This window comes from Microcoleus sp. PH2017_12_PCY_D_A, assembly GCF_020738565.1.
Classification (GTDB): domain Bacteria; phylum Cyanobacteriota; class Cyanobacteriia; order Cyanobacteriales; family Microcoleaceae; genus Microcoleus.
This window is the reverse complement of sequence record NZ_JAEQCI010000042.1, coordinates 1-25028: the sequence shown is the minus strand read 5'-3', so window position 1 is coordinate 25028 and position 25028 is coordinate 1. Positions and strand designations below refer to the sequence as shown.

15 protein-coding genes are annotated in these 25028 nt (G+C 47.9%); 8 read left to right on the top strand and 7 right to left on the bottom strand.

Going from position 1 to position 25028, the window contains the following annotated elements; all coding sequences use genetic code 11:
- Window positions 1–180 precede the first annotated feature (180 nt).
- The 6 genes from JGK39_RS13400 to JGK39_RS13375 form a co-directional block, all read right to left on the bottom strand.
- Entirely contained in the window at window positions 181–417 is a 237-nt protein-coding gene (locus tag JGK39_RS13400; protein WP_293254115.1) for a succinylglutamate desuccinylase/aspartoacylase family protein, read from the bottom strand.
- Between the two features lie 261 nt (window positions 418–678).
- Window positions 679–1524 carry a calcium-binding protein gene (locus tag JGK39_RS13395; RefSeq protein ID WP_293297464.1) on the bottom strand — a complete coding sequence of 282 codons (846 nt, stop codon included), beginning with the start codon at window positions 1522–1524 and terminating at the stop codon, window positions 679–681.
- 131 nt (window positions 1525–1655) lie between these two features.
- Window positions 1656–1793, bottom strand: a complete 138-nt coding sequence (locus JGK39_RS13390) for a hypothetical protein (protein ID WP_293322226.1) — start codon at window positions 1791–1793, stop codon at window positions 1656–1658.
- Complete coding sequence (locus JGK39_RS13385) at window positions 1790–5713, bottom strand: Ig-like domain-containing protein (protein WP_293322223.1); 3924 nt, start codon at window positions 5711–5713, stop codon at window positions 1790–1792. Before JGK39_RS13385 ends, JGK39_RS13390 begins: the two co-directional genes overlap by 4 nt.
- 160 nt (window positions 5714–5873) lie before the next feature.
- Window positions 5874–6566 (bottom strand): response regulator transcription factor, encoded by a 693-nt coding sequence (locus JGK39_RS13380; RefSeq protein WP_293254109.1) that lies wholly within the window; start codon window positions 6564–6566, stop codon window positions 5874–5876.
- Window positions 6556–7581 (bottom strand): HAMP domain-containing sensor histidine kinase, encoded by a 1026-nt coding sequence (locus tag JGK39_RS13375; protein WP_366048940.1) that lies wholly within the window; start codon window positions 7579–7581, stop codon window positions 6556–6558. The genes JGK39_RS13380 and JGK39_RS13375 overlap by 11 nt, the downstream gene beginning before the upstream one ends.
- Before the next feature lie 640 nt (window positions 7582–8221).
- On the opposite strand from JGK39_RS13375, the gene JGK39_RS13370 reads away from it, so the two are divergent.
- The 7 genes from JGK39_RS13370 to JGK39_RS13340 all read left to right on the top strand — a co-directional run bounded on the left by JGK39_RS13370 (window position 8222) and on the right by JGK39_RS13340 (window position 20231).
- Window positions 8222–13096 carry a DUF4347 domain-containing protein gene (locus JGK39_RS13370; protein ID WP_293297474.1) on the top strand — a complete coding sequence of 1625 codons (4875 nt, stop codon included), beginning with the start codon at window positions 8222–8224 and terminating at the stop codon, window positions 13094–13096.
- 443 nt (window positions 13097–13539) lie between these two features.
- Window positions 13540–15318: a potassium-transporting ATPase subunit KdpA gene (gene kdpA, locus JGK39_RS13365; protein ID WP_293254100.1), complete on the top strand. Its 1779-nt coding sequence runs from the start codon at window positions 13540–13542 to the stop codon at window positions 15316–15318.
- Between the two features lie 154 nt (window positions 15319–15472).
- Entirely contained in the window at window positions 15473–17566 is a 2094-nt protein-coding gene (gene kdpB / locus JGK39_RS13360; protein ID WP_293297477.1) for a potassium-transporting ATPase subunit KdpB, read from the top strand.
- 198 nt (window positions 17567–17764) lie between these two features.
- Entirely contained in the window at window positions 17765–18034 is a 270-nt protein-coding gene (kdpF, locus tag JGK39_RS13355) for a K(+)-transporting ATPase subunit F (protein WP_293297480.1), read from the top strand.
- 168 nt (window positions 18035–18202) lie between these two features.
- Window positions 18203–18832: a K(+)-transporting ATPase subunit C gene (kdpC, locus tag JGK39_RS13350; protein WP_293297483.1), complete on the top strand. Its 630-nt coding sequence runs from the start codon at window positions 18203–18205 to the stop codon at window positions 18830–18832.
- A 123-nt stretch (window positions 18833–18955) separates the two neighbouring features.
- A complete protein-coding gene (locus JGK39_RS13345) occupies window positions 18956–20107 on the top strand; it encodes a sensor histidine kinase KdpD (protein ID WP_293254088.1) in 1152 nt (383 codons plus the stop codon).
- Window positions 20091–20231 carry a hypothetical protein gene (locus JGK39_RS13340; RefSeq protein ID WP_293302901.1) on the top strand — a complete coding sequence of 47 codons (141 nt, stop codon included), beginning with the start codon at window positions 20091–20093 and terminating at the stop codon, window positions 20229–20231. The genes JGK39_RS13345 and JGK39_RS13340 overlap by 17 nt, the downstream gene beginning before the upstream one ends.
- Before the next feature lie 31 nt (window positions 20232–20262).
- On the opposite strand, the gene JGK39_RS13335 is transcribed toward JGK39_RS13340, so the two are convergent.
- A complete protein-coding gene (locus tag JGK39_RS13335) occupies window positions 20263–23670 on the bottom strand; it encodes a PAS domain S-box protein (protein WP_293254085.1) in 3408 nt (1135 codons plus the stop codon).
- 738 nt (window positions 23671–24408) lie between these two features.
- On the opposite strand from JGK39_RS13335, the gene JGK39_RS13330 reads away from it, so the two are divergent.
- On the top strand, window positions 24409–24753 hold the full coding sequence (locus tag JGK39_RS13330; protein ID WP_293254082.1) for a hypothetical protein: 345 nt from the start codon (window positions 24409–24411) through the stop codon (window positions 24751–24753).
- Window positions 24754–25028: the final 275 nt, after the last annotated feature.

Here is a 25028-nt window from a genome sequence, read left to right as displayed (position 1 = left end):
CATAAATTCATTGCTTGAATTCATAAAAGTCATAACCCTAATGTCATAAAAGTCATATTTTGAATCATTGGGGAGTTATATCATGTCCGATCGAATCACCTTAGTAAGATTGGTTCGATAGTTGGAAATTCAGTCCTGGGATGGATGCGGACTGAAGTCCTCACTACAAACCTTTTGTATTTATGGTAATTGACGCGACATGATTTTATGCAGTTTCAAGCTGAAGCTGTTGTTTTTTGTCAAAAGCATCCCTATGTGCTTTTCGTAATAGGCGGCTTCGTTAATGAATACAGGGAAAACTGTAGATTCTCCTTGATAGGGGAGCGATTCTCCCGTAAATGTGAGAAACATCGGTTCACCGGGATGTAAGGGTTCGTAATCTTTGAATTGAAGTTGGGGATGGATCGCGGCTTGCATTTCACCTACAGCATTTCTGGGGTAGTCTACGGAAACGATCGCCTGATATGCAGTCAGAAGTAGGGTGCGTCAGAAGCGTGAGATTTTCGCGCTCGACTCATAAACTCGGAACTGACGCACCCTACTGCTAGTGGTGCGTCAGTTCCGAGATTGTCGGTGATGATTGAGAGTTATTAAACTGACGCACCCTACTGCTAGTGGTGCGTCAGTTCCGAGATTGTCGGTGATGATTGAGAGTTATTAAACTGACGCACCCTACCGTTAATTCGATCGCCCAAACAGGATAAAATCACTGCGATCGATCGCACTACCAGCCACTTTATTCACCGCAGCCAAGAGTTGACCGTTCTGAGAAATCGCGATCGCACCTGAATTAGGGTTTTGGGTAATAGTGAGTTGAGCAAAAGTTAAACCGCCCGCTAACACTAGCAAATCTTCACCTTTAGTGAAATCAGCAATTACATCGCTGCCTTCACCTGCGGTTAAAATAAAGCGATCGCGCCCAATGCCACCACTGAGAAGATCGTTGCCTAAACCCCCAGCCAAAGTATCGTCGCCCTTACCGCCGTAGAGGGTATCGTTGCCCTCACCGCCGCAGAGGTTGTCATTACCGCCGTTACCAAACAGCAAATCGTTGCCAGCACCGCCGCAGAGGGAATCTGGAGCTCCGTTAAAGCCGATCGCGCGATCGCCGAAAATAGTATCATCCCCATCCGCGCCGCAAATGCTGTCGCTGCCGCGATCGCCCAACAGCAGATCGTTGCCCGTACCCCCCACCAGAACGTCATCGCCCTTGCCACCGTTCAGCGTATCGTTGCCCTCTCCACCGCTGAGAGTATCTGCAGCATCTCCCCCGTTCAAGAAGTCGTTGCCAGCACCGCCAAACAGCAAATCCTCCCCGTTCGAGTCAGGGCTAGACGGGTCAAAAGTGCCTCCAAACAAGCAGTCGTTACCCTCAGCCCCCACCAGAGTGTCGTTGCCCTTGTCGCCCCAAATCAAGTCATCGTCTTTGCCGCCGTGAGCCACATCATCGCCTTTACCACCGATCAGGAGATCGTCGCCCGCATCGCCGCTGAGGTAATCATTACCTCTGCCGCCAAACAGCAAGTCTCTGTCTGCATTCGGCCCCAGCGGGACATTGCTGGGCCGCCCGCCGTAAATATTGTCGTTACCGCTTTCGCCCAGCAGAATGTCGTCGCCGTTGAAACCGTCGATCGCATCGTTGAGATTGCTGCCGATCAGGAAATCGTTGCCGTCGGTGCCGTTGAAAGTGCGATCGACTGAATTCGGGCCCGGAATTGAACCGATCGCAGGTAGGGTAATTTCGTCGCAAGTGCGATCGTCGGCATTACCGCCACCAATGCTGTCAGAGTCAACAGGAGTTGGACTCGGAGTTGGACTCGGAGTTGGACTCGGAGTTGGACTCGGAGTTGGACTCGGAGTTCCCGTGGGAGTTGGAGTCGGAGTTGTTACCGGAGTCGGAGTTGTTACCGGAGTCGGAGTTGTTACCGGAGTCGGAGCTGTCGCCGGAGTTGGACTTTCCGTCGGAGTCGGAGTTGTTACCGGAGTCGGAGTTGGAGTTGTTACTGGAGTTGGACTTTCCGTCGGAGTCGGAGTTGTTACCGGAGTTGGACTTTCCGTCGGAGTTGGAGTTGTTACCGGAGTCGGAGTTGTTACCGGAGTTGGAGTTGTCGCCGGAGTTGGAGTTGTTACCGGAGTTGGAGTGAGTTGTTACCGGAGTTGGAGTTGTCGCCGGAGTTGGAGTTGTCGCCGGAGTTGGAGTTGTTACCGGAGTTGGAGTTGTTACCGGAGTTGGAGTTGTCGGATTATTGACAACAATGCTGGCTGTGACGATCGCAGAATCCACCTTCCCATCATTAGCTTTGTAGGTAAAAGAGTCTGTCCCTGCAAAACCAGCATTCGGAGTGTAACTGAAGGAACCGTTAGCGTTGAGGGCGATCGACCCTTTAGCCGGATTTGCTACCAAAACCGCAGTCAGCGGATCGTTTTCCGGGTCTTTATCGTTGATTAAGACTCCCAAACCGGCCACGTTGAGAGGGGTATTAAAAGGAGTTGTATAGTTGTCAGGAATCGCGACAGGCGGGTTATTGTTGACGTTTACAGTCACGGTAGCGGGTGCAGAGCTAACTATGCCGTCGCTGACTGTGTAGGTAAATGTGTCTGTCCCAGAAAAGCCTGCGTTAGGAGTATAGGTGAAAGAACCGTCTTTGCTCAGGGCGATCGACCCTTTCGTCGGGTTTGCGGCCAATGCAGCAGTCAGCGTGTCTAAATCCGCGTCGGTGTCGTTGGCTAAAACTCCCGGCAATATTTCGCTGAGGGCTTTTCCTGCACTGGTGCTGTAGGTGTCGGGATTGGCTGTTGGCACACTGTTCGTAACGTTGATATTCACCGTGGCGGGGACAGTTGCAGCGCCATCGCTAGCGCTATAAATGAAAGTATCAACTCCGACAAATCCGGGGCTGGGAGTGTAAATGAAGTCACCCTTGGGATTGAGTACGAGTTTACCTTTAGTCGGTTGTGTGACAACAGCAGCAGTCAACGTGTCGAAAATGTCGGGGTCGAAGTCATTGAATAAAACGGATGGAAATCCGGTCAACACGCGATCGTGCCTGACGATGTAGGTGTCGGGAATAGCGATCGGCAGACTGTTCGTAACATCAATACTCACCGTACTGGGGACAGTCGCAGCCCCATCGCTAACGCTGTAAGTGAAAGTATCAATTCCAACAAAGCCAGGGTTAGGAGTGTAAGTGAAGTCACCCTTGGGATTGAGTACGAGTTTACCTTTGGTGGGCCCTGTGACAACAGCGGCACTCAACGTGTCGAAAATGTCGATGTCGAAGTCATTGAATAAGACGGATGGAAATCCGGTTAACACTCGATCGTGCAAAACGTTATAGGTGTCGGGATTGGCTGTTGGCACAGCGTTGGTGATGTTAATCACAAATGTCTGGTTTGCCGAAGTATCTACGCCACCGTTAGCTGCACCGCCGCTGTCTCTGAGGTTGAGAGTGATATTAGCCTTGCCAGTTGCACTTGTGGCGGGGGTAAAAGTCAGTTGTCCGAAAGAGCCGATCGCCGGTGGTACGCTGAATAAACCGGGATTGTCATTCCCCACCACTTGAAAGTTGACGTTTTGTGCTGACTCGTCCGCCGGCCCTGGTGAAATGGCTGTGGCCCATGCAGCAACGGTTTGCGGGCCTGCGCTGTGATTGACGCTGCGATCGGGCCCCTTGACAAACGACGGTGCATCGTTGACAGGATTAACGGTAATAGTTGCTGTCTCGCTGGCCGTACTGAAAGCTGCTAAACCTCCGATGCTGCTAGCAGTCGAAATATCAGCCGTCCCCCCATTCGTGAGGATAGTACCGCTAGAGTTAGTCGTCGTTCCATCCCATGACTGATACGTGATATTGGCACTGCCGTTGTAGTCAGCATTGGGAACAAAGCGGATGCTCGCATTGCCTGCTAGCAGTCTCGCTGCTGCTGTTGACGGGGTGCCGAATGCCGTCCAAGTCGCACCGCTATTAGTTGAAAATTCCCAACTGCCGTTAGTATTGTCTGTCGCCGTGACTGCAATTCCTTGAGTGTCGGCGGTGTCGAGCTCTGTAACAGCACCTGCAATTAAAGCAGAAACTAAGGTGCCGGTGTTGCTGGCAGAAGCTACATCTTCGTTAATTGCTGTTAGTGTTGGCGTTCCGCTGTTGTTGAGTACAGGTGCGTTGTTGGCTGCAAAGGCTGCGAATCTGGTGGGAAGGGCAAAATTGTTGTCGCTGACAAGAATCAGGGTTCGCTTCCCAGTTGCCGTTTGAGGAGGCCCAAATGTCATCCCTTCAAAATTGTCTACAAGTGGCGGAGTGCCTGCACTGAGGAAATAAGTAGAATCAGCAATTAAAGTTTTCGATACCGGTGTAATGCCAGCAACACCAGAAGCAATCAAGCCAGTATTGCTTTGAATGTCAGTCGCACCGTTTAAAGAAATTTGATAAAGCTTCAAATCGCCTGAAGCCGGCGGCCCTGGGTTGAAAAAACGTTCTAAAACCAGTAGCGTATTATCATCAACGGCCAGCATTTCTGAAATGCCGTTGCCTGGATCGGTGTTGTAAAGAAATTCTCCGTTTGCGGTGTTTGTGGCTAAGTTATATCTTAAAATGCGCGATCGCGTGCCAATCGTAGCCGTTGTAAGTGTAGCAGGGCCGTCTTGTTCGAGAGCATTTTCTGTTGCTGTAAACAGAAAACTTTGACTGGGAGTAATGGTCAGACTTTCAAAAGCTTGATTGTTGCGGATGCCGCTGGTAGTATCTGCTGATGATACGTCGTATTTGGGAGAAGAAATAGGCAGCGCTAGGTTTTGCTGTCCCGCGGCAATGTCGAATCTATTGATAAAAGGCTGGATAGTTGGAGTTGGCGAGAAATTGCCTTCAGAAGAGACGAAGACATTACTGCCGATTAAGGCAATGCCCTCTGTATCTGAAGTATCTGCGGCAAAGGGAGGTGGATTGCCAATCTGTGTTACCGCTGTAAAATTAACTTGTCCTAATGCTGGTGTCAAGATACCCGAACTCACATTAGGTATAGTGAGGGTGTAAAAGCGAGACGGGCCGGGACTGGCACCAGGAATATTGCGGCCGTCGGAGATAGCGTAGTAAGTGTTGTTGCCCGCGTAGGTAAGGCCCGACAGTCCGCCTACCTGGGTTCCTCCAAAAGTTGTAGCTGCGGGAAATCCTGCTTGTCCCAAGAGGGTGAGGCCGAACACGAATTGATAGGCGGCTCTTGTGGCTGGGTCGATCGCCAGCCCAGCCACAATCCTTCCCGTTGTATAATCTAGCAGCCAGTTTCCCCCTAAAGCTGAATTGCCGATCGGCTTTGTTGAAGCAGCAATTTTTGCCTTTGTTAGCCTACTGATTTGCTGCACGAAGTTAGCGCCCGCATCATCCGCCGCCACATCGCACCCGTACAGCAAAATCTCTGCACTCTGGGCGAGCGATCGCGACCAACACTGCAATTGCTTAGCATATGTTTTTAAATTTGTCAAGTTTAGGTCGATCGCGCCTAGCTGCAAACTCGCCGATCGACCGTGGGAGATAATATGAATGCTTTTAATATTGCTGCGACTCGCTAGCACTTCCGTAATTTGTGCTACTCCATCTCGCGCTGCATCGATGATAATTACTTCTGTCCCGGCTGCGATTCCGTTGCTGAGGATTGGGATATCTGGAATGGCAGAGTCGAAAAATGCGATCGAACTTATAACAGAACTGATAAAATCTGGCACAATACACCTCTGGTTAGATGACCGTAGGGAAATTAATATGTACCAATTTTAGCAAATTTTTATATTAAATGTCATCAGTAAAATTAACTAGCAACAGGGTTTGTAGTGAGGACTTTAGTCCTTTCTTGGATGCGGACTAAAGTCCTCACTACAAACCTGTTCAAGGTTCGATCGCCAAAAGTTCTTCTGCTACCAATCCTTTCTGAATAGCGAGCACTGCTGCTTGAGTGCGATCGCGCACTTCTAACTTTTGCAAAATTGCGTGAACGTGAACCCGCACAGTCCCCGGAGCAATGTACAATATTTGTGCAATCTCCTGATTGCTTTTTCCCCCCGCAACTAAGGCTAATATTTCCTGTTCCCGCTTCGTCAGCGGATTGTCTAAAACTTCGGATTTAGTCGCGAATTTAACAGGTTCGTGATTAGCAAAAACCGCCTGAATTTCCGCAGTTGCCACCTTGTCCCACCAAGAAGCGCCCGACGCTACCGATCGAATTGCCAAAACCAAAGTTTCCGCCGCAATTCCCTTGAGACAATATCCCTGAGCTCCCGCAGCAATCAACCTTTCAATTAACGTTTTTTGGGCGTGAGATGTTAAAATTAAAACCGGAATTTCGGGATGTCGCTGTTTAATTTGGCGGCACGCTTCAATGCCGCCAATTCCCGGCAAACCGACATCCAGAACCACCACATCCGGCAAGTGTTCCTGAGTCAATTCTACCGCCGTTTCCCCATCTTCCGCCTCGGCAATTACTTGCAAAGAACTTTCTTGCTGCAATCTGGTTTGCAGTCCCAACCTAAACAGTTCGTCGTCTTCAACTAAGAGAATTCGCAAGGGAAAATTAGGTTTCATTAGCGGAGATAGCTGGTAGTCGGAATCCAAACAAAGCGCCTAAAGGCAATTTGTTTTCTGCCCAAATTATACCGCCGTGGGCGTCAATAATTTGGCGAGATAAGTATAACCCCAATCCCGATCCTTTGGCTTGCCGATCGCCATTTCCTTGATAAAAACGCTCGAACAAGTGCGGCAGCTCATCGCTAGTAATTCCCAACCCGCTATCGAGCACTTTTACCACCTGATAGCTGGCCGATGATTCCATGACTATTTCTACTTTACCGCCGCGGGGAGAATGGTTGATCGCGTTTGTTAGCAAATTCACAAAAACGCGCCCCAGTTGCACTGCATCGCCGTTTACCCACAAAGAGCGGCGAAAATCAGACTCTCCGTAACTCATACTAATATAAACTCGGCGCGCTGCCGACAAATCGATGAGTGTGGCGGTTACTTCTTCTGCTAAAGCTGCTAAATTTACGGGCGCAAGTTGCAGTTTTAAACCTTCGGCATCGTTGCGGTAAACATCTAGCAGCGTTTCTACTAATTGTAGTGACATTTTGTGCGATCGCGCCATTGTTTCGAGAACCTTTTGCTGGCTGGGAGTGACTTCCCCAAAGTTTGCTCCCTGAAAAGCTTTAATTGTTTCAATTGCGCCCAGCATCGGCGTTTTTAAGTCGTGACTCAAAGTAGAGACAAAATCTTCTCGGATGCTGGCTAGCTGCTGCTGGGACTGCAATTGGGCTTTGGCGATCGCGATCGCCTCTTGGTACTGCTGGTTGCGATCGCTCAAATATCCCGTCACTCCCAAGGCCATAACTGCGATCGATCGATTTGCAACAGTTGCTAGGGCGATCGTTTCTCCAGGAGGAACAAACAAATTTAACAGCGTCAAAACTACCGCCACCAGCGTAACTTGTAACTTACCCAACCGACTCAAGCGCGAATTTGCCAGTAAAATCGGCCCCGTGTACAAGTATCCAAACAGATACTGCGACGGCGTACTAAATTCCAGCGCGATCACAATAGCAAACAAAATTGCGATCCTCTTCGAGGGCTGCGCTAACGACCACCTTCCGCGCAAATACTTCTCTTGAACTACCAGAAATTTGTTGATTTTTAAGAAGTTTCTCAAGATTTTCATTATAAAGAAAGGAGAATAATATAGCAATCGGCAAGGCGATGGCGGACTCGATCGATTCCTGAAAAAGATGAGCTTATTACCTAGGGTCTCCTGCCTCCTGCTACATCTAATTTACTCAAAATCTAAGAAAATGCGTTACCCGAAAAAATCGGTTTAAAGCCCCAAGCCCGATCGGCGTTCCGGTTTTAAACCAATTCTTTCTGGTAAATACTGTGCCGCAATACCCGCGCCAACCCACGCTTGGGCCGGGGGTTGCAAACCCCCGTCTCATAGCATAAGTCCTCTAAAAGAGGACTGAAAGACACATTTCTTGATAATTATTTTAATATTTTTTGACCGTCGGTTTCAACCGACTTTTGCTATGAGACGGGGATTTAAATCACTCCTAGGATCTGCGGAAAAACCGATCGATTCGATCGAGGAACTATGTATCAATACATCTTTCTCAAATCTTTACATACTTTTATACAATCAACTGTTATGGTTGATTGCATAAAATTTCACTTTTGTTCGATCGGGAATAGGTGATGTGATGCCAAAATTTAATTGTCAAGTTTCAGGAAGTGCGATCGCCTTTATCGATCGCCAAGTTACAGATTATCAAAGTTTGATTGCCGGGGTAACACCGGGTACGGAAGTAGTGGTTTTGGATGATCGAAGGGATGCGATCGACCAAATTACTGAAGTTTTAGCTATTCGGACGAATATAGACAGCATTCACATAGTTTCTCACGGCAGTGCGGGAAGTTTGCAACTGGGAAAAACTAGATTGTGTGCTGACAATCTGGAAGCTTATGCCGAGAAATTGCAGCGGTGGCGAAGTGCTTTAACTCAGGATGCGGACATTCTGATTTACGGTTGCAATGTCGCATCAGGGCCTCGCATTTGTCCGAAAGTCCGCGAATTAGCACCGCCAACCCGCCAGGCCTGCCCTTACCCGCAAGTCCGCCAGGGGTTGAAACCCCTGTCTCATAGTGCAAGTCGGTTGAAACCGACTGAAAACAAGGTCGCTATTGAGTCCTCTTTAGAGGACTTTCGCTATGAGACGGGGGTTTCAACCCCCGGCGGATCGGATGAATACGCCATAGACGATCGACACGCGATTGATAATGAAGGTGCGATCGATCTTGAATGTGCGATCGACAATGAATGTGCGATCGATGTATCTCGCACTTTCCCGAAAGTCCGCCAGGGAATCAATTCCCTGTCTCATAGCGCAAGTCGGTTGAAACCGACTGAAAACAACCTGATTAAACAGTCCTCTTTAGAGGAGGACTTTAGCTATGAGACGGGGGTTTCAACCCCCGGCGGAACCTTCATCCAGCGCATCGCCCAACTCACAAATACCAACGTTGCGGCATCCAAAAACCTCACCGGCAGCGCAGCAAAAGGTGGCGACTGGAAACTAGAAACGACAACTGGAAAAATAGCAGCAACTTTAGCATTTCGGCCCGAAGTTCTAGCAGCATACAGCCACGTCCTTGCAACCTTCAGTGAAGCCAGGAACTATAGTGTACCAAATGCTGGAGACATGGATACTGGCGACCTTAATGGTGACGGTTTCCTCGACTTAGTAGTGACAGGTAAGCAGCAGCGCTTCTTCCCAAGAGATATTTCCATATTATTGGGGACGGGCACTACGGGCAGCTTTGCTACTCCTATCAGCTTACTTAAGCCAGCAAGTAAGGAGAATCCCACTGGCGTTGCAGTGGGCGACTTTAATAAAGACGGCAAACTCGATTTAGCTGTAGCGAATCGTAAGGATTCACAAGGTAACGGCAATTTCATTTCCATCCGGCTGGGGACAGGTACTGGCAGTTTTGGCGATCCTACCAACTTTGGTGAAAATATAGATCATGCTTCGATCGTAACCGGTGACTTTAATGGAGATAGCAAGTTAGATTTAGCCACAACTCCTTATCGCGATAACTTCATTTCAATACTTTTTGGAGATGGTGCTGGTAGCTTTGGCACTCCCATTAAGATTAATACACAAACACCCAAGTATACTCTTGATACAGCCGACTTTAACGGCGATGGCAAACTCGATTTAGTCACGTCGAACTATGAACAGACTAATAACATCTCCGTTTTCTTAGCAGATGGTAAAGGCAACTTTAACTCCCCCGTTAACCTTACCTCCCCCGGAACTGAGTTTCGCACTGTCGTCACAGGCGACTTTAATGGCGATGGCAAACTCGATATCGCCGCTAATAACAGCTCAAATCGATCTGTCTCAGTCTTCTTGGGAGATGGTACAGGTAATTTTGATACTGCTAACAACTTTAGTGTCACACCTTATTTCTTTGGAGGTCCCGAATCTGTGGTTGCAGGGGATTTTAGTGGCGATGGCAAACTCGATTTAGCTACGTCTAACCACGTGCAGCAGGTACTTTCAGTCTTGTCAGGAGATGGTACGGGTAAATTTGGTACTCTCAGCGACTTTACGCTCCCGAATGCCCCGAACACTGATGGTTATATTGCTTTTTCTATTGCTAGAGATTTTAATGCTGACGGCAAGTTGGATATAGCTACGGCTTCCGGTCAAACTGTCTCGATTCTGCTGAATACATCGAATACAGTTAATTTCGGTGCGGCAACTTACAGCGGCGTGGAAGGAACAACAGACACAGTAGTTAATATTCCCGTCAAGATCACCGGCGGCACTCCCTTAAACGATGTAGTTGTGCCAATTCTCCTCGACTCCAGCAGCAGTGCCACCCAAAATACAGACTACACCTTTTCCCCTACTTCTATTACCTTCCCCGCCGGTGCAACAGGTGACGCACTCACCAAGAATGTTGCAGTTACTATCAAGTCTGACAATATCTCTGAAAACCCCGAAACAGTAATTTTCAACCTTGGCACAATTACCGGTGGCATTGCCGGATCTACAAAAAAAACAACTCTAACTATTTCCGATCGAGGTTCTGTTGCTTATGCCATTGCCACCAATGCTGCCACCATTGACGAAGGCAATAGCGGCAAAAAACCTCTAACTTTCACTGTGACTCGCAGCCAGGACATTAGCGGGGCAAGTAGCGTCAAATATGCGATCGCCGGAACAGCTACCAACGTCACCGATTATAACAACATAGGTGGCACTTCTGGCGCACGAATTACTGCTGGCACGATTAATTTTGCCACCGGTGAAACATCAAAAACCATTACTATGGATGTGTTGGGCGACACCGTAGTTGAACCTGATGAAACCATTACCGTCACTTTGTCAGATCCCACGGGTGTCGCAGCGGCAATACCGATAATTACTGCTGATACTGCTACTACGACTATTATTAATTACACTGCGCCGACACCAACGCCCACGCCAGTCACACCGACACCAACGCCCACGCCAGTCACACCGCCACCAACGCCCACACCAGTCACACCGACACCAACGCCCACACCAGTCACACCGACACCAACGCCCACACCAGTCACACCGACACCAACGCCCACACCACCAACGCGGCTAACGCCACCAACGCCGACGCCAACACCCACACCAACGGATAATCGCCCGCCAGTTGTAAATATTTCTGTCTGGTCGCAAAGTGGATCGCGAGATTTTTTTCAAACTGGCAATGTGTTTACCTTCGGTGCAAACACTGATACTGACCCCGATCCGGGCGACAGAATTAATTATACGATCGCGATCGCGTCGCAGCGACCTGCATTCACTTGGCAAAAGGATCTCAACGGCGGTGACTATCGGAAGCTGATAAATGAGTCAAGTTTTGCTGAAATTCCTCTCCCCTCATGGTTAACTTTCAATCCCGAAACTCGCAGCATTAATATAGGCGAAACTCGCCCGAATAATTTTGGCTACTGGCTGAAGATAACGGGAACTGATTCATCAGGTGCCAGCGTTAGCGAGATCGTCCGGTTCAATAGTAACAATTTCAGCGGTTTTGGTTTTGTGATTGACAATTACATTGCTGGTGCTACTGTCTTCTTAGATGCCAACAAAAACGGCATACTCGATCCTAACGAACCGTCTGCCATAACTAGCCCTAATGGTCAATTCAATCTGAATTTCGCCTCCAACATTTTCGACAAAAATGAAAACGGGGAAATTGACCCAGAAGAAGGTAATATAGTTGCCATAGGTGGCACCGATACCGCCACGGGTTTACCGCTAGAAACACCAGTCACGGCACCACCAGATGCTACTGTTGTCACCCTTTTAACCAGCTTAGTTGCTGACTTAATCGACAAAGGAGTTACATCAGAACAAGCACAATCTTTAGTCAAAACCTCCCTTGCTATCCCCGCTAATGTTGACCTAATTAGCTTAGATCCCATTAAGGCAACCAACAACAACCAGCCCGGGGGAGTCCAAGTTTTATCCGCAATGGTGAAAGTCCAAAACTTCATCACTCAAACTAGCGCTTTGATTGACGGTGCTTCTGGTGTATTAACTAAGGATATTGTCAAGGCTGTTGTCAGTTCAATTACGAGTCGAATTCAATCCACTACAGTTTTAAACCTCAGCAATGCAGCAGATTTAGAACCAATCATTCAGCAATCTGTCAGTAGAATCAAGCAAGTTGACGCCAGTTTTAACGGTCAAAACTTCACCCAACTTGCCTCGCAAGCTGCGACTGTAATGGCAACAGCAAATCAACGCATTGATGCCGCTGTCTCCAGTACCACAGGAACATCGATTCCTGAAGCAGTCGCCCGCGTCCAAAAGGTAGCTTTGGGCGCAACTACTCAAGACTTTAAAGCAGTTGGTGCGGGAAGCAAGCCAATTTCCCAGTTAGTTGCTGAGAATACTGGTGCTGCTTTAGATAGCAAAATTCAAGATCCAACCTCGCCTGCGCCTGGGCTTGCGGTTCCTGTTGTCACCGGCGACGCGGATTTGGGCAGCAATTCGCCCGATCGCATTCTCGGTACAAATGACGATGATATCCTGACTGGCGGCAGCGGAAATGATGTTTTGATGGGCATGAGGGGCAATGATTACCTCGACGGTGCGATCGGCAATGACTCTCTTTTCGGAGGCAAAGGTAACGATATTCTGCTGGGAGGTAGCGGTAATGATGCCTTGTTTGGCAGTCGCGGTGCCGACATTTTGAATGGCGGTGATGGTAACGATATTCTGCTGGGAGGTAAGGGCGACGATTTGCTGACTGGCGGTTTGGGAAGCGATATTTTGACGGGAGGTAATGGCAATGATAAATTCTTGCTTGCTACCACTGCCGGTACTGATACTGTTGCGGACTTTGAAGTTGGTAAAGACTTGTTAGTATTGGGTAACAATCTCACTTTTACCCAATTGTCAATTACTCAAGAAAACAGTGCAACTTTCATCCGTTTGTCAGCAACCGGTGAAATTTTAGCCTCTCTCAATGGAGTCTCTGCCAGCTCGATAAATGCTGCCAATTTCAACCTAGCTTAGACAGTCCCAGACGAAGGTATTCTATATGTAGGGCGCGCAGTGCGCGCCTTACTGCTACTTATAGCGCATCAAACTATATGATATTATGTCCGGTCGATTAGCATAACAACAACGGTTCGTAGTGTGGACTTTAGTCCGCTCTTTTTTGCGGACTAAAGTCCACACTACAAACGAATTTTATTACCCTCAATCGACCGATACGATATGAGTGCATAAATCCTGTTTGTTAAAGCATCGATCGCAATTGTGGCGCAAAAAACAGCGTTTAGACAGCATCTATACCTGCAAGTATAGATTTTAAACAAAAGCTAAACATTCGTCTATCAGTAAAAGTATGCCAGAGAAGCATAAATTCTAAACAGTAACTTATACCAGAAGACTAATTATCAAAACTTCCCAACTTCAGTAGAGTAATAACTAAACAAGCAACTTTCAACTCAGTTATGCTCCAAGGATTAATTCAAATTGCATTAACCCTAATCCTTTTAATCGCGATCGCGCCCGTATTCGGCAACTACATGGCGCGGGTGTACATGGGAGAACGAACCCTTCTCGACCCCGCAATTAAACCAGTAGAACAACTCATCTATAAAGCCAGCAATATCAGACCTGTAGATTCGATGACAGGTTGGCAATATGCGCGATCGCTATTATACAGCAATGCAGCAATGGGCATATTTGTATTCTTAATTTTCATGCTTCAGGGACTGCTGCCTTTAAATCCCACCAGCCTCAGCGCACCAACCTGGGATACCGCCCTGCACACAACTATTTCATTCCTCACAAATACCGACCAACAGCATTACTCAGGCGAGACAACATTCAGTTATCTATCCCAGCTAACTCTGGGTTTTTTAATGTTCACCTCAGCCGCCACAGGTTTAGCAGTAGGCATTGCCTTTATTCGGGGATTGACAGGCCGCCCGCTGGGCAACTTTTACATTGATTTAATTCAATCAATCACCCGAATTTTGCTGCCGCTTTCTTTAATAATTGGCTTATTTTTGCTAATTTCAGGAGTACCGGAAACCCTCGCAGGCCCCGCAGTTGCTCGTACCTTAGAAGGCGGCACTCAAGTAATTGCCCGCGGCCCAGTCGCTCACTTTGAAAGCATCAAACAACTGGGAGAAAACGGTGGCGGATTTTTCGCCATTAACTCGGCTCACCCCTTTGAAAATCCCAACCCTTTTACCAACCTGCTAGCAACACTAGCAATGGTTTCGATTCCCGCAGCTCTGATTCACACCTACGGCAGATTTGCCAACAACAAAAAGCAGGGATGGCTGATTTTTTGGATGGTGTTTGCGATTTATGTTGTCTTGATAGGCATTGCAGCAGTAGGCGAATATCAAGGCAATCCGCAAATCAATAATTTACTGGGTTCCGTGCAACCAAATTTAGAAGGGAAAGAAGTTCGATTCGGCTGGGCTGAAACTGTACTTTGGGCGGTAACTACGACGGGAACAATGTGCGGCGCCGTGAACGGGATGCACGACTCTTTAATGCCTCCCGGCGGTTTTGCTACTTTGTTTAACTTGTTTCTGCAAATTGTTTGGGGCGGACAGGGAACGGGAACGGCTTACTTATTTATTTACCTAATTTTGAGCGTGTTTCTCACCGGATTGATGGTGGGGAGAACGCCAGAATTTCTGGGGCGCAAAATTGAAAAGCGGGAAATTGTTTTAGCTAGCGTTGTTTTGTTAATTCACCCGATCGCAGTTTTAATCCCCGGTGCCATTACCCTCGCCTTTTCCAACAGCTTGAGCGGCATCAGCAACCCAGGATTTCACGGCATTTCCCAGGTAATGTACGAATACGCATCGGCGGCGGCTAACAACGGTTCTGGCTTTGAAGGATTGGCCGATTCCCAACCCGCAACTACCGGACTGTGGTGGAATTTAAGCACTTGTTTTAGCTTGCTGATGGGGCGCTACGTTCCAATTATTGCCCTGCTGCTGTTAGCTGACAGCATGACCAACAAACAACTGGTTCCCGAAACAACGGGTACTCTCAGAACCGATTCAATTTTATTCACCAGCGTAACCGCAGGAGTAATCGTAATTCTAGGCGCGCTGACATTTTTCCCAGTGCTAGCTTTGGGGCCAATTGCTGAAGGATTTGAAATTAGCAGCGGTAAGTTGGAACCGCCGGCGATAAATGTACCCGCAGACATAAATCCTTCGCCTTTAGCGACACCTTCGATCCCCCTAAATCCCCCTTAAGAAGGGGGACTTTGACGGTCATGCTCCCCCCTTTTTAAGGGGGGCTGGGGGGGATCTGAATCTGATGGGAAAGGTCACAATCCCCAATCCAAAATCTAAAATCTAAAATTCCAAATCCCCCAATCCAAAATCTAAAATCTAAAATCTAATTGACATGGCTTCCTCCAATACTCCAAAAATAAGTGCTAGAGGCTCTCGCGACTCTCGAAAACACACACCAAAAGCAAATAATAAAAGCCTTTATCAAAGAGCTTTCAAAGAAGCTTTTGTCAAGCTAAACCCCCGGGTGATGCTAAAAAACCCGGTGATGTTTGTGGTGTGGGTTGGTACAATTGTCACTGCACTTTTGACCGCAGATCCGACGCTGTTCGGCCCGGTTCCCGGCAACAATCAGGTCGTTTTTAACGGCCTTGTCACCCTGATTTTATTCTTCACTTTGGTATTTGCTAATTTTGCAGAAGCGGTGGCGGAAGGGCGCGGGAAAGCGCAAGCAGATGCGCTGCGATCGACAAAAGCAGATACCACAGCCCGCAAACTCTTACCAGACGGTTCAATTCAGGAAATTAGTTCGACATCTCTCAGACGCGGCGATCAAATTAAAGCGATCGCAGGCGATGTCATTCCCGCTGACGGCGAAGTGATCGCAGGTGTCGCATCGGTGGACGAATCGGCGATTACCGGGGAATCGGCGCCGGTGTTGAAAGAACCGGGATCGGACATCGCCAGTTCCGTCACAGGAGGTACGCGCATCCTTTCCGACGAGCTGACGCTGCGGGTGATGGCCGACCCCGGTAAGGGGTTTTTGGACAGGATGATCGCGCTGGTGGAGGGCGCTGAACGATCGAAAACACCGAACGAGATCGCGCTGACGGTGCTGCTGGCGGTGCTGACTCTGGTATTTTTGATTGTGGTATCGACGATTCCGCCCGTGGGAAATTACGTGAAAACTCCTGTGGGCGTGGTGACGCTGGTTTCGCTGCTGGTGGCGCTGATTCCGACAACGATCGGCGGTTTGTTAAGCGCGATCGGCATTGCGGGGATGGATCGCGTCGCTCAGTTTAACGTGATAGCGACCTCTGGACGCGCCGTGGAGGCTTGCGGCGACGTGAATACGCTGATTTTGGACAAAACGGGGACAATCACGCTGGGGAACCGTTTAGCCGAGGAATTCATTCCGGTTAACGGTCATTCGCTGCAAGAAGTGGCGCAGGTAGCGCTGACTGCGAGCGTTTTTGACGATACTCCAGAGGGAAAGTCGATCGTCCGTTTGGCTCAAAATCTGGGCGCAGCGGTGGATTTCGATCGCACTAACTCCCGAGGAGCCGAAGGCATTGATTTTTCGGCAAAAACCCGGATGTCGGGCACGGATTTGGCGGATGGTACGGAGGCGCGCAAGGGTGCGGTGGATGCGGTGAAGGGTTTTGTGCGATCGCGCGGCGGCAATTTCGGCCTGGATCTCGATGAAGCTTACGAGCGAGTTTCGCGGTTGGGAGGCACACCGTTAGGCGTTTGTCAAGGCAGCGACACCTACGGGATTATCTATTTAAAAGACGTGATTAAACCGGGAATTCGCGATCGGTTTGACCAACTGCGAAAAATGGGAATTCGCACCATCATGCTCACCGGAGATAACCGCATTACAGCATCAGTAATTGCCGACGAAGCCGGAGTTGACGACTTCATAGCCGAAGCAACTCCCGAAGACAAAATCGAAGTAATTCGCAAGCAACAAGCCGAAGGCAAATTAGTAGCAATGACGGGAGACGGCACCAACGACGCACCCGCACTAGCCCAAGCAAACGTAGGTTTGGCGATGAATTCTGGAACCCAAGCAGCCAAGGAAGCTGCGAACATGGTGGACTTAGATTCCGACCCCACAAAACTCATTGATTTAGTTACAATTGGCAAACAATTGCTGATTACTCGCGGCGCCCTAACCACCTTTTCCCTCGCCAACGACATCGCCAAATACTTCGCAATTATTCCCGCAATGTTTGCTCCCGTCGGCGCTTTAAACATCATGGGTTTAGCCAGCGGTCAATCAGCGGTTTTGTCAGCATTAGTTTACAACGCTTTGATTATTCCCGCTTTAATTCCCCTAGCATTAACTGGGGTAAAATTTCGCCCGTTAACTGCGAATCAACCGTTGCAGCGCAACATTTTAATCTACGGATTGGGCGGAGCCGTCGCGCCGTTTATCGCCATCAAAATCATCTATTTTTTCATTTCTGCGATCGGGCTAGCATAGAAGAAGTCATTAGTCATTAGTCATTAGTCATTAGTCATTAGTCTCGTTTAAGACTCCTTCCCCGGCTCTGCCTGGGAACGCATATGCAGAGGCTTTGCCTCGATTCTCATTTCAAAGAGCCTCGTTCCTAGGCTCTGCCTGAAAACGCAGATATAGAGGCTCTGCCTCGACTGTATAATAACCAAAACCGGAGTAATTATGAAACGCAACAATTTGCTTAACGATGTTTTACCTAGCGATTTTAAAGAAACAATAGAGTTAGGACAAATGCTGTGGCAGCGCCACCCAATCCCGGTGCAGCTATTTCTAATAATGTGCTTTAACTTAATAATTGCACCCGCTGTTTATGCTACCACAGATGAAAGTATAACTAAAAAAGCTGCCTGGGGTTTAAGTCTTTTGGGTTTAGTAATCGTCGGACTCGCAGTTTATTTATTTGTCGTAATTTTTCAACCAGAAAGATTTTAAGTCTAGCGTGTAGCGCCCGCCGACTCTGAGAAACCGGGTTTTTTACCAAATCTGGTGGCCCAAATAAATATTTTCGCGAAAAACCCGGTTTCTGGCCTCCCGTATTTCATGACATCCGTTACATCCGTTACATAATCCGTTGCCGAACTTCCTTCATTGAGGTCATTTATGAGAGAATTAATCAGAGCTATTCGCGTCACTTTAGTTTTGTGGGGAATCACCGCAATTATCTATCCCTTAATCCTGCTAGCAATCGGTCAACTTGCGTTCAACTCGCAAGCAAACGGCAGCTTAATTACCAACAAGGGAGTTGTAGTCGGTTCATCGTTAATCGGTCAACCGTTCGCATCAGAAAAGTATTTTTGGAGTCGCCCCAGCACCACAAATTACAGCAGCTTTGCAGCTACTGATTACGACCCGAGAAAGGCAGATAATTTAACTCAAAGAACAGGTGTTTCGGGAGCGAGCAACCTGGCTCCCAGCAACTCAGATTTGCTGAAGCGAGGTAATGAGAAAGATGGTTTTCAAGGCGTGCAAGTTGAATTAGCCCGCCTCAAAGGCGCTGGGATCAAACCGACTGCGGATTTAGTCTATACTTCCGGTTCTAGCCTCGACCCGCACATTAGCGTAGAATCAGCTAGGGCGCAAATTGAACGGGTAGCAAAAGTGCGATCGCTCAATCTCAATCAAGTAGAAATGCTGGTAGCCAAAAATACCGACGGCAGATTTATCGGCATTTTCGGCGAACCGGGAGTTAACGTCCTCAAACTGAATATGGCTCTCGACGGTTTACAATAGTTTAGAGTCAGTAGTCATTAGTCAATAGTCATTAGTCATTAGTTATTTATAGCAACTGTCAACTGTCAACTGTCAACTGCCAGCTATCAACTATCAACTGTCAACTGTCAACTGTCAACTGCTATGATTCACTCTAGCGAACTTCCAAACAATCCAGACGCGCTTTACAGCCAACCTAACCGCACTTGCGATCGCACGCGCCGCCGGGGAAAGCACAAAATATTTATCGGTATGGCCCCCGGTGTCGGCAAAACTTTCCGAATGCTAGAAGAAGGACACAGACTCAAATCTCAAGGCATTGATGTCGCCGTCGGGCTGTTAGAAACTCACGGGCGAAAAGAGACAGCAGCAAAAGGCGAGGGACTGGAAATAGTCCCGCGAAAACAAATGCTGCGCGGTGAAAAAATGCTGACAGAAATGGATACTGAGGCCGTGATAGCACGCCGCCCTCAACTAGCATTAGTAGACGAACTCGCTCATACAAATATTCCCGGTTCTCTGCGAGAAAAGCGATATCAAGATGTCGAACAAATTCTCAATGCTGGCATTGATGTTTTTTCTACACTCAACATTCAGCACATAGAAAGTCTCAACGATTTAGTCGCTCGAATTACCGGAGTTGTAGTGCGAGAGCGAGTGCCAGATAGCGTCCTTGAAAAAGCTGACGAAATAGTCGTCGTTGATGTCACGCCGGAAACTTTAGAAGAAAGGTTGTTAGAAGGCAAAATATACGCTCCCGAAAAAATTGAACAATCATTAGAAAACTTTTTCCAGCGCCGTCATTTAATTGCTTTGCGAGAACTTGCACTGCGAGAAGTAGCAGACAACGTTGAAGATGACGCAGAAACTTTAAAAGGTCAAATTTGCAACATTCACGAACGAGTTCTAGTATGCGTCTCCACTTATCCCAATTCCTTGCAACTGCTGCGGCGGGGCGCGAGACTTGCTAATTACATGAATGCCCCGTTTTATGCTGTGTTTGTCAGCGATCCCGATCGATTTTTAACCAAAGCAGAAAGCTTGCACATAGAAACTTGCGAGAAACTTTGTAAAGAATTTAACGGGCAATTTTTGCGGGCAAACGGCCCTCATATAGCTAAAGCGATCGCAGGTGTAGCCAAACAGTATCGAATTACTCAAATTGTGATCGGCGAAAGCCAGCAATCGCGCTGGAATTTGCTGCTGCGGGGATCCTTGACTCAAAAGTTAGTGCGATCGCTCAAACACGTAGATTTGCACATCATCGCTACAGACAAAAGTGGGATTCCTAATTAGTCAGCAGTCATCAGTCAGCAGTCAGCAGTCAGCAGTCAGCAGTCAGATGATATCCGGTCAATTAACCATAATACTTGTAGATACTGTCTTGACAGGTCAAGACATTATCTACGAGATTTGGTAATACAATGATAGCTCAAAAATACCAAAATTAGTTAAGTATTAACTGGTAAGCGGATGGTAAAAGTAGAACCAACACCGGCTTGACTGTTTACTGAAATATTGCCACCCATCATGAGGCAAAAACGCTGGCTGATTGCTAGTCCCAAACCGGTGCCGCCGTATTTGCGCGTGGTAGAAGCATCTGCTTGGATAAAGGGTTGGAAAATGTGCTGCAACTGCTCTGGATTCATGCCAATTCCTGTATCTGTACAATTAACTACTAAAAATTCTTTACCGGGATTTGAGGATGGAGAATTTACCGCAGGTTCCGAACTGTTTTCTGCTGTCGCTTCGCTGCTGTAGCCGGCGATTTTTTCTCGGCTGGCTGTGATGGTAATTGTACCGTTTTGAGTGAATTTGGCGGCATTGCTCAGCAAATTTAATAAAATCTGCCGCAGTTTGGTAATGTCACCGTGCATAGTGCCGATATTGCCAATTTGCTCTAAGTTTAAAGTATTATGATTTTTCTCAATTAGTGGCACGGCGGTGTCGGCGACTTCTTCTATCAAGGCGGCGATGTCGAAGGTTTCTAAGTACAAATCCATGCGACCGGCTTCGATTTTAGAAATGTCGAGAATGTCGTTGATTAGCGACAGCAAGTGTCGGCCGGATGTGCGGATTTTGTCTAAGTCTGGGGTGAGTTCGTCGTAGCCGGATTCTTCGGTTTCTTCTTGGAGCATTTCGCTGTAGCCGATGATCGCATTGAGAGGTGTTCGCAGTTCGTGGCTCATGTTTGCTAAAAATGCGCTTTTTGCGGTGGAAGCTGCTTCGGCTGCTTCTAGGGCGAGTTGCAAGGCGGATTCAAAGACTTTGCGATCGCTAATATCCTCGACGCTACCTTCATAGTAGAGCACCTCGCCGTCGGTGTCGCACACTGCACGGGCGCTTTCGGAAATCCAAATTATGCTGCCGTCAACGCGGTAAACTTCTGACTCAAACCCCGAAATTTGTCCAGATTCTTTCATCACTCGCATAAACTTTTCGCGCTGCTGAGGATTGACGTAAGTTTGCTGTCTGATGTTGGTGAGATTTGATGTCAATTCTTCGGGAGTGGCGTAACCGTAGATGCGGGCTAAGGATGGATTTACGCTCAAGAAGCGACCTTCGGGGGTGGTTTGAAAAATGCCTTCGACTGCGTTTTCAAAGATGCTGCGGTATTTTTGTTCTGCTTGAAGCAGGGCGTTTTGTGTCCGATCGCGATCGCTAGCTTCGATCGCCAATGATACCAAATCTGCGAGGGAAGCAGCAAAATTTTGCTCTTCTACTGTCCAGTGGCGAGGATTTCCCACCTGTTCGATACAGAGGACTCCAACTGTGTGTCCTCCCAATCGCACCGGCGCATCTAAGGTTGATGTGGTGCCGCTTTGTGCAAAGTAAGATCCCACTAATTGTCTGGTTCTGACATCTGAGAGAGCGTCGTCGGCTGCGATCGTCCGGTCTTCTTCCAAAGCTTTAAAATAAGCTGGATAGTCTGCTGCTGCGAGTTCGGCGCCTTGGGAATGCTGGTTGTTGCTGCGGTGAAATTGGTCGAGACATTGCAGTTTCGAGCGGCTTTCGTCGTACAACCAAGCTCCGGCTGCTTCTGCATCTAGGGTATGAGCCGCCGCTTCGGCGATTTCCCTCAAAGCTACTTGCAAATCGCCTCGATACAGCGCTTTATTTCTTGCCAATTCTAGCAAAACCGTATTTTGTTTGAGCAATTGTTTTTGCCTCATCCGCCGCACTGATTCGGCTCGCTTCTGTTCGGTAATGTCGCGGGCAACCCAAATTACGGATGTTTCTGAAAGCGGCGAAATGCTGGCGGCAAAACAAACTTCGCGGTTGTTAATGGTTAAATCGTACTCAATACTGACAGTTTGCTGAGTATCTAAAGCTGCTCGAATGTGGTTGAGCAAATTGTCGGCTGTAGCTTGCTCAAACAGCTCTCCGATAGTTTTCCCAACTAATTCTTCGGCTGGTTTGTAAAGCAGGGACATATTTGTGGGCGCGATTTTCAAATAGCGACCGCTGGCGTCCACAACTATAATTAATTCGCTCATGGCTGCAAACAAAGCCCGCAATTCTGCTTCGGTGGCTTCGAGTTCGGCAGTCCGCTCTGCTACTCGCTGTTCTAAACTGGAGTTGGTTCGTTCTAGGGCTACAAAAGACGACCGCAATTGTCTCGCCATCTGGTTAAAAGACTGAGCCAGGACGCCGAGTTCGTTGACGCCTTTGACTTCGACTTCGCCGTCTAATTCGGCGGAGGTGAAGTCGGCAGTTTCGGACATTTTTGTTAAAGCTTTGGAAGCTTCTAGCAATCGGGTAATTGGTTTGACAACCCAGCGAGAGGTGAAAATTCCCAGGACGATCGCCAATAGGAACGCAAAAAAGCACAATAAGATAGTTGTGCGAGTGTTGGCGTTAATTTGTTCCATAAAGTCGGCTTCCGGGATTGCCACGACAATCAGCCAATCGAGGCCGCGGCCGTCTCGCAGGGGAGCAACCGTAATGAATTGACGTTTGCCGTCTATATCGAAGCTAAACTGTCCTTGGCTGTCAATTTCTTCAAAACTGCCAAATCGTGTTTGCAAGTATGTGGAAGCCGATCGAACTAGCAAATTTTTACTTTTAATCGCCAACAGCCGTTTTTGTCCGTTGTTGTCAGTGATAAAGGGCAATTCGTCTGTGGAACTGGCGACTATTTCCCCGCTGCGTTCGATCGCAAAAACTTCTCCTGACGGGCTAATTTTGATACTTTTGAGAAAATCGCTGATTTGAGAAAGAGTCAGGTCAATTGCCAATACCCCCCGCAGCTTTCCTGTGTCAGTGTAAACAGGCATCACCGGCGTAATGCCGAGAACTGGCGAGGCCGTGAAGACGTAGATCGGAGACCAAGTGGCTTTTTCTGACTGTTTAGCTGCTTGGTACCACGGTCTAGTACGGGGGTCGTAGGCAGCGGTTTGGATGAGCTCAGTGCGATTTCCTTTGCTGTCGAGGCGATAAATTTGGCGGTTGGGAGCGGTTGATTCGTCTCTGATGTATAGTAAGTCTTCTGCTTCGCGTTTGAGCAAGAGGAATTTGCCCTGCTCGTCGCCGTAGTAGATGGTTGTAGTGCGATCGCTCAGCTTAGTCTGGTTCCACAAATAGCGTTCTAAATTGGGGAAGTCTTGCGGGTCTAGGTTTCCAGAGGCGATCGCAGCAGTATTAATTTGCAGGAACAGGTGAGACACCTCTCCAAAACTGCGGAAATTTTCTTTAGTCCTCGCTGCGACTTCCAAGCTCAACCTGGTAGCAAGGTCATTGACGGCTTTCTGGCCGTTGCGAAACGACAGCCATCCCGTCACGCCGACTGCTACGGAGATTTGCACCACCAGCGGCATCAACAAGACGAGGCTCAGTGACATCTTGGGCGAGCTTTTCATCAGACGGCTGCTCAGAGTTTTCAATAACATCAATATTATTTTGACACCTACGAGGTTTGCGTATCGTTTGTCGTTTCCCAGATGCCCTAGATATTATAAGTTACAAAGTCCCACAGCAATAGTGAATTGGGGTAGCCGCCCGGTCAAAACTTGACTGAGGTTTCCAGCACTACTTTGAAAAATTGTAATATTAATCATGGCACTACTTGAGTGAATCGGGCGATCGCGATGGAGAACTCCAGCCCCAAAACTCAAAAAAGCAACTGCTTAATTCATCAGTCATTCCCAATTTTCAAATCTTTAATCTAAAATCCGATCGCTTTCTCCGGGTGCAGATTGCCCAGCTTACGGCTACTTAATAAAAATCTGATTTGAATTTTCAAGGCCAGTACCATAATAAATGTAAATTATTTGACAACAGTCTGTTGAAAAATTTGCTATTGATAGAATAAGCGGACAAAATCGCGTAGCGGGGCGTAGCGGGGCGTAAGCCATCGCACGCCAAGAGGGTAATAGAAGCATCTGCGGTTCATCTTGGGGCAGCAACGTCAGTCGATTTTAGATTTTAGATTTTAGATTTACTCGCCTCGATCGAGGAGCTTGAACAGGAGTCTAAAATTTTGGGTTCGATCGCCATGAGCGTCGGCCACTTGTACCTATTTTTCGGTAAGGTCAAGTGTTTCTGGCTTTTTCCGAAGCGATCGACCTTTGAGCAAAATAATACTTCGGGAGGAAGACATGAACTATACATTTGAAATCCTGGGCGTATCTCCAACTTTAACATTTTTTAACCAGCAGCAGGAATTGCTGCAACAACAGCAGCCGTCGGGTGTAGAATATTTGGGAAACAGGAAGTGCACTCTGGATGCGTTTGTCGCAGCCGTGGAGATAGTTTCTCCCTATCGAGGCTGGGATGTCGATCGAGTTGTCAATACCGTGATTAGTTTCTGGATGAACAACTCCGAGAGCGTCCAGTATTGGAAGGATAGGTTGCAGGATGCCGGGAGCGAAAACTTGTTAGTAGCCAGAGTAGGCGATATCAAGTCTTTGCAAGCCGCCTTTGAATCCCTGCTGGGCGAATAGGAAGGAAGCATCTCATTTTCGTAAAAAGCCTTTTTTTGTTTGAGTGCGATCGTCCTCGCTCTCTTATACAATACGCGATCGGGGAAAACAATAATATAAAACCAAAATTGAGATGCTCCCAATCTGAAAATCGGGAATTGGGAAAAAGTCGATCGACAATCGCTAAAATCAACTGTCAATGACCAATGACCAATGACCAATGACCAATGACCAATGACCAATGACCAATGACCAATGACCAATGACCAATGACCAATGACCAATGACCAATGACC

Coding starts and splice junctions, on each gene's coding strand:
- JGK39_RS13400 (WP_293254115.1), bottom strand. CDS start 417: ATGCAAGCCGCGATCCATCCCCAACTTCAATTCAAAGATTACGAACCC.
- JGK39_RS13380 (WP_293254109.1), bottom strand. CDS start 6,566: ATGAAACCTAATTTTCCCTTGCGAATTCTCTTAGTTGAAGACGACGAA.
- JGK39_RS13370 (WP_293297474.1), top strand. CDS start 8,222: ATGCCAAAATTTAATTGTCAAGTTTCAGGAAGTGCGATCGCCTTTATC.
- kdpA (WP_293254100.1), top strand. CDS start 13,540: ATGCTCCAAGGATTAATTCAAATTGCATTAACCCTAATCCTTTTAATC.
- kdpB (WP_293297477.1), top strand. CDS start 15,473: ATGGCTTCCTCCAATACTCCAAAAATAAGTGCTAGAGGCTCTCGCGAC.
- kdpF (WP_293297480.1), top strand. CDS start 17,765: ATGAAACGCAACAATTTGCTTAACGATGTTTTACCTAGCGATTTTAAA.
- kdpC (WP_293297483.1), top strand. CDS start 18,203: ATGAGAGAATTAATCAGAGCTATTCGCGTCACTTTAGTTTTGTGGGGA.
- JGK39_RS13345 (WP_293254088.1), top strand. CDS start 18,956: ATGATTCACTCTAGCGAACTTCCAAACAATCCAGACGCGCTTTACAGC.
- JGK39_RS13335 (WP_293254085.1), bottom strand. CDS start 23,670: ATGAAAAGCTCGCCCAAGATGTCACTGAGCCTCGTCTTGTTGATGCCG.
- JGK39_RS13330 (WP_293254082.1), top strand. CDS start 24,409: ATGAACTATACATTTGAAATCCTGGGCGTATCTCCAACTTTAACATTT.